This is a genomic window from Streptomyces sp. NRRL F-2580 (genome assembly GCF_000720115.1).
GTDB lineage: Bacteria > Actinomycetota > Actinomycetes > Streptomycetales > Streptomycetaceae > Streptomyces.
Genome location: NZ_JOIR01000084.1, coordinates 1 through 6,566 on the forward strand (window position 1 = coordinate 1; position 6,566 = coordinate 6,566).

4 protein-coding genes are annotated in these 6,566 nt (G+C 71.0%); 1 reads left to right on the forward strand and 3 read right to left on the reverse strand.

All coding sequences use genetic code 11. The annotated features are described in order from the left end of the window. The first annotated feature begins 1,344 nt into the window (after window positions 1-1,344). Complete coding sequence (locus IF88_RS47095; protein ID WP_158754916.1) at window positions 1,345-2,277, forward strand: hypothetical protein; 933 nt, start codon at window positions 1,345-1,347, stop codon at window positions 2,275-2,277. A 624-nt stretch (window positions 2,278-2,901) separates the two neighbouring features. Here IF88_RS47095 and IF88_RS0139360 read toward each other — a convergent pair. From IF88_RS0139360 to IF88_RS0139370, 3 genes are all read right to left on the reverse strand, one after another. Then, a complete protein-coding gene (locus tag IF88_RS0139360; protein WP_030724269.1) occupies window positions 2,902-3,459 on the reverse strand; it encodes a DUF3291 domain-containing protein in 558 nt (185 codons plus the stop codon). Window positions 3,460-4,923: 1,464 nt separating this feature from the next. Continuing rightward, the gene (locus IF88_RS0139365; RefSeq protein ID WP_030724272.1) at window positions 4,924-5,439 is read right to left on the reverse strand and encodes a hypothetical protein; all 516 of its coding nucleotides are present in this window, start codon (window positions 5,437-5,439) and stop codon (window positions 4,924-4,926) included. Continuing rightward, the gene (locus IF88_RS0139370; protein ID WP_030724275.1) at window positions 5,436-6,371 is read right to left on the reverse strand and encodes a class I SAM-dependent methyltransferase; all 936 of its coding nucleotides are present in this window, start codon (window positions 6,369-6,371) and stop codon (window positions 5,436-5,438) included. The genes IF88_RS0139365 and IF88_RS0139370 overlap by 4 nt, the downstream gene beginning before the upstream one ends. Window positions 6,372-6,566: the final 195 nt, after the last annotated feature.

Consider the following 6,566-nt stretch of genomic DNA (forward strand, 5'->3'; position numbering starts at 1 on the left):
GGGGGTGCGGATGGCTGCCTCCCGGGCCCACCACCGCCCCGTCGGGCACACGGGACCTTCAGCGACGCGGTGACCGCGGACCGCCGCGGCCCCCTCAACCACACGACCCCCGGGCTCCGCGTCCCCAAGGGGAATGAACGCGGACCCGCCGCCGCCTTCAACAACGCGAGGCCGGGACTCCCCCTCCCCGAGGGCGGTGACCGCACCACCCGCGCACGTCGCCGATTCGACGGCGCAAAGCCGAAAGATGCGGCCAGGACCCACCCCCATACGGACCGAGCCGAGTACCGGCCGACCGCATGCCAACGGGCGTGCGCGAGGCGACCACAGGCCCGCCGCCACGCCTTCAACGACGCCGCGCCCGGGCTCCGCGCGCCCGAGGGGGCGACCGCCCCGCCCGCGCACTTCGCCATTTCGACGACGGAAGGCCGGGAGGCGTGACCACGATTCACCTCCATGCGGACCGAGCCGAGAACCAGCCGGCCGCACGCCAACGGGCATGCGCGAGGCGACCGCGGGCACGCCGCCACGCCTTCAACGACGCCGCGGCCCGTGTACTTCGCCGATTCGACGGCGGGAGGCCGGGATGTGTGACCAGGATGCGCCTCCTTGCGGACCGGCCCGAGCACCGGCCCGCCGCACACCAACAGGCGTACGCGGGTCGACCGCAGGCCCCCCTTCGACACCTTCAACGACGCGAGGCCCGGACTCCACCTCCCCGAGGCAGTGACCGCGAACCCGCCGCCACGCCTTCAACGACGCGGGGCCGGGACTCCGCCGCCCCGAGGAAGTGACCGCACCACCCGCGCACTTCGACCTTTCGGCGGCGGAAGGCCGGGAGGCGGGACCACGACACGATGCACCTCCATGCGGACCGAGCCGAGAACCAGCCGGCCGCACGCCAACGGGCATGCGCGAGGCGACCGCGGGCACGCCGCCACGCCTTCAACGACGCCGCGCGACGCGAGGCCCGGACTCCACCTCCCCGAGGCAGTGACCGCGAGTCCGCCGCCACGCCTTCAACGACGCGGGGCCGGGACTCCGCCTCCCCGAGGGAGTGACCGCACCACCCGCGCACTTCGACCTTTCGGCGGCGGGAGGCGCGATGAGCGGCCATGGCCCGCCCCCTTGCCGGCCGAGCCGACTACCGGCCCGCCGCCCGCCAACAGGCGCGCAACGGACGGGCTGTTGGACCGGCGGTGGCTCGACTGTGTGCCGCGGTGTGTGAGTTGAGTGCCGCATAGCACAACACCGGCGTGGCCGTCCGTGGGACCGGTACCGGCCGATACCTGGTGCCTGATCCGGGGTCACGGGTACAAGTAGGTGCGTACCATCGCGTAACACATGTCCCTCACGGCCAAGATTGAGGAACCCATGACCACAGCCCCCAACAGCACACGCGTCCAGGACGATTACGCCCAGCAGATCGCCGGCGACCTGTCGGCGAACCAGGCCGCACAGCAACAAGCACGCACCGAACTGCAGCGCCTGCAACACCAACTCGAACAACTCGAGGAAAGTCAGAAGGTCCTGCTCAAGATGCAGGAAGCCCTCGGCATCCCGACCCAACCCACACCCACCACCAACCCCGACACCAACCCCGACGTGACAACCAGCGCGAAAACCGGCGCGAAGACCCGTGCGAAGACCAGTGCGCAGGCTGGCCTGAAGCCGGGAGCACAGGCCGCCGCCAAGCCCTCTGCAAAGCCCGCAGCGCCGACCGGTTCCAAGCCCGCCGCGAAGCCTGATGCGAACCCCGCCGCGAAGGCCGGTGCGAAGGCCGGTGTGAAGCGCGCCGCGGTGCCCGCCGCGCGCACCGCGGCCCACAGCACGAAGAAGACCACGGAACCCCACAAGACCACGACACCCAAGAACGAAACAGCGCCCACGCAGGTAGCAGCGCCCGCGCAGGTTCCGGCACCCGCGAAGGCCGCAGAGCCCGCCAAAGTAGCGGAAGTCAAGCAGGCGGCGGCCAAGACCCCGCGGGCCCGCAAGACCACCGAGAAGACCGAGACGAAAAAGGAAAACGGCCCCTCCTGGCTCGACCTCGTCACCGCAGCCATCGCCGGACAGACCGAACCCAAATCCGCAGCCGAAGTAACCGACACCCTCACCGCCACCCACCCCGAACGCAAGGTACAAGCCACCGTCATCCGCAACACCCTCGAACAAGGCGTCGCCCGCGGCATCCTCGAACGCACCAAACAAGGCCGCTCCGTCTACTACACCCCCACCACCACCCCACACACCAACCACCCCCACCCCCAACTCCCCTAACACCGCTGGGCCGGCCTGGTCGGCCCGGCCCCGGCCCGCCAGCGCCCCCGGGTGATCGTGCACACCCAGCCGTTCCCACCCCGGTGGTCGTGCACGGCCGGGGCGGCCACACAGCCACCCCCGCACCCACGCCATACACCCGATGGGCCGCGACAGCCCACACGGTGACCCCGCCCCAGACAGTGGTAGCGCTGGCGGTGACGGTCGGCTCGTTCCGGGGCCGGCCGGAGCCGAACAACGCCCCGATGTCCGTCCGGCAGCTTTTTTCGAGCACCGGCCGCGGGTACCGCCACCCCCGGCCGGCAAACACACCCACGCCATCCCACGACAGTGACCCGGCATCCACGACACAGAAACCGGGGCAACCGCCCCAGACCACCCCCGGGCGTGAACACCTCCAAACCCAACACGAGCCCACGACCAACCAGCAGCGCCAACACACGAAGCCGCACTGGGCTCACACACATCGCACTGCGCCCACGTGTAGCGCGCGCGAGGCCCGATCGGGCCGACGCTAAGTGGTCGGCTCCGCGAATCTTGCCGGGGTTGGCAGCGCAGACGCATCTGTTCGCCGCCAATCAATCGAGGCGTTTGACAGCGAACGCAGTCGTTCAGGCTTCCTTGTCAGCGAACCTGGTCGCTCTTCGGCCCCATGCCGATGATCCTGGTCGGAGTTCCGTCAGGGGCGAACGAGTGGTGGAAGGTGAAGGCGTGCGGCGCGGAGCCGTGGTCGTGGAGGTGCTCCAGTTTGGAAACCCCGTCCTGCCAGGTGGGTATCACGTCGTCAGAGACCCACCAGCACACGTAATTCGCGTGCCCTGTCCTCTCGAACCAGTCGTAACGCCTGTTCAGCGCCTCACGGTGCAGACCGGTGTAGATGGCGTCGAAGGCGGGGTGCAGGTCGGTCCACAGTGAGAGTGTCGCGGCCAGAGCCGTGGTTTCCACCGTACGGCCCTTGTCGTACCAGGTCGGTACGGCGAACTCTCCCCATGCACCCCAGTCCGCCTCGAAGAGCATGCCCCGGTCACCGTCTACCGCTTCAGCACGCGCGAGGTATCCGGGGTGCTGGCTGATCCTCCGGTAGGCGGCCTCACCCCTGTCGTAGAACTCGCGCGTGAGAGGTCCGGGATCGGCGAGAGGTGACTTCAGGACGCCGAATGTGTACAACGCAAGATGGGGCACGCGTCTCTCCCTGGTTGGGGTGCCTGGTGTGGACCCGGTTCTGTGGCTTTCGCACGGGGGCGAGGGTTCGTAAGGCATGACCAACTCATCCCGTCGCGGTTGGCTCAGCCCGAAGGAACTCCTGCGCGACCGTGGGCGATCGCCGAAGACCAGGTGAAGGTAGCTGCCTCTGCGGCCCATGTCGAAGTTGCGTTTTCCCTGTCCAAGTGGCCTCTTGCACCGGTCATTGCGGGGGCTGGGGCTGGGGCGGCGGGGCAGGCTGCGGGGGACCAGTGATCCAGCTCGGCCGATCGGTTCGCCCGCCATGCCCGTCCGCGCCGCCTGTCCGATAGCCCCGAGTGCCGCCGAGCGAGTGCGGTTGAAGAAGATGGCCTACAGCCACGAGACCGAGCACCTGGTGCGAGTGCGTGCACAGGGGGTGCTGCACGCCGCGCGTGGACGCTCCAATCCATGCATCACCCGGGAGACCGGGCTGCATTGGGACGCCGTGCGCCGCTGGCGTGGCCCGTTCGCCCAGCGGGTGGCCGGGCTCAAAGACAGCAGGCACTGCGGCCGTCCCGCGCCTCGTTCACGCCGCTGCAGGCCGCCGAGGCCAAGGCGCTGGCCTGCCTGCCTGCCTGCCTGCCTGCCTGCCTGCCGAGAGACATACTCTCTCGCGCTGGTCGTGCCCGGAACTGGCCCGCGAGGCCGCCCGGCGGGGCATCGCCCGTTCATGTCGGCATCGACCCTGCGTCGCCGGCTGGCCCAGGACGCGCTCAAGCCCCGGCAGCCCCGTTCCTGGATCTTCATCACCAGCCCCGGCTTTCGGCTGAAGGCCCCCTGGGTGCTGGACCTGTACGCCCGCACCTGGCAGGGCGAACAGCTCGACGATGACGAGTGCCTCATCAGCACGGCCGAGAAGGCTTCCACCGAGGCCTGGCGCCGCTGCCACCTCGTCCTCGCCTCCGGCAAGACCAGGGCGATGCGCGTCAATCACACCTACGGACGCTGGTGGTGCCCTGACCTACCTCGCCGCCTACGACGTCCACGCCGCGAAAATGTTCGGCCGCACCGAAGAACGCACCGGCGTCGTCCGTTCATGAACCTGGCTACCCGGCTCATGAGCCAGGAATCCTACGCAAGCGCCAAGCGCGTGTTCTGGATCGATCTACTTCTCTGCCGCCCGGCGGGACATCCGGTGGCACGTGCGGGCGACACGGCGTTAGGCCCGGCCCGGCCCGGCCCGGCCCGGCCCGGCCCGGCCCGGGCCGGGCCGGGCCGGGCGGGCGGGCGGGCCCGGGCGGGGCCAGGCCGGCGCGCAGAACCTGGACGCCCGGCCGGCGGTAAGTGCAGGCCCCGGTGGGCAGCCAAGCCTGGGCCTCCCGGCGGGGATCGGGGGCCTTCAGGGTTCGGGGCGGGCCCGAGTCGCGGCCGGCCTGGCTGCGGTGAAGTGCCGGCGGGGCCGAGGGGCTCGATGGCCGGGTGTCATAGCGCGGGCTGGTACCAGCGCCGGTGCACCACGGGTTCCACGGACAGCACGGCCGCGCCCGCGACCGTGCCGACCAGCAGCGCGGGCCATCCGCCGCCCAGGAACGCGCCGGCGCAGGCCGCGGCCAGGGCGAGGGGCCGCAGCAGGGTCAGGGGGCCCAGGCCGATGACCATCGCGAGGGTGCTGGCGCGGAACGGCAGGAGGAAGTACGCAGCGAGGGAGAGCAGTACCGCGACCGCGTAGGCGGTCAGCGGGAGCAGGTAGCCGAGGCCTCCCGCGCTCAGGGTGTCGTACGTCGCGGCCCGGTCAGGCGCGGACAACAGCACGATGCTCGCGGTCAGTACGGGGGCGAGCAGCACGACGGCGCCGACCGCCAGCCCGCGCAGGGCGGCGCGGGCGGTGGCCCGGTGTTTGCGGATGCGGGCATCGCGGCCGGCGTAGGCGCGGAAGCCGCTGAACGTCGCGTCGAGCAGACCCAGGAAGAGGAGTGCGACCGGTACGGCGGACGTCATCGGGCGGCCTCGGCGAGATGCTCGGGGCCGACCAGCCGACGTTCCGCCCGCCCGAGGGCCCGGCGCAGTGGCGCCTCCAGATGCGGGCGCACCCCGATGATCGGGCGCAGCGTGGTGCAGAACGGGTTCGCCGCGCCGCGCGGCTCGTACAGCAGCGGCCGGATACCGGGCGCGGCAGCGGCGGACAGGAGCGTCTCGTCGCTGTGTGCGCGCTCTGCGGAGACGACCCCGTCGTGGCGGCCGAGCGGGTGGCGCATCCGGGCACGGTGGAAGATCCACGCACCGATCGGAGCGAGGCGGGTCGCGGCGATGTCGAAATGGCAGAAGGCCTGCGCCGGCGAGGCGGCCTGGGCCTGGAAGAACTCGCCCAGGGCGGGCCCGCGGAAGTGGTGCAGCACACCGGTGGAGACGTAGACGGTCGCCGCCTGCGGCAGGTCGAAGGCGTTGCCGTGGACGAAACGGCAGTCCAGCCCCTCCGCACGGGCGAGCTGCTCCGCTTCGCCGACCAGCGCGGCATCCAGGTCGACACCGACCAGTTCCACGTCCGCGCCCAGCGCGTTGGTGGCCGCCAGCCAGCGGATGAGGTACCCGAGGCCGCAGCCGACGTCGACGAGCCGGTACGGGCCGCTCTGGCCGCCGGTTGCCCGGATCGCCGTGAACAGCGGGCCGAGCAGGTGCAGCAGGCGTTCGCCGATCCGGAGCTCCTCGCTCAGCCGCTGCAGCTCGGTGTGCACGCTGATGAGGAGACGGTCCACGGCACGGGGGTCCAGAACGCCGTCCTGGTCGGTGGGCAGCCCGGCCACGATCTTGGCGGCGTGTTCGTCACCATTGGCACGGAGCCGGCGGATCACCTCGTCACGCCGGACGGGAAGCCGGTCGCCGGTGTGGGGATCCACCGCCGTGATCAGATCGGATATCTCGAGTCGGTGCACGAGGCGGAACCCTACGGCCTCCCCCGCCCCGTCCCACCAGCCCCCCATCCCACCAGCCCCCACCCCACCTCTCCCCCGAAGTCACAGGGACACACACCCACACGTACTCACCGCACGTCCTGGGTGGCCGCGGCGCCAAGGCGGGGCGGGGCAGGGGCTGTCTCTTATACACATCTGACGCTGCCGACGAAGAGG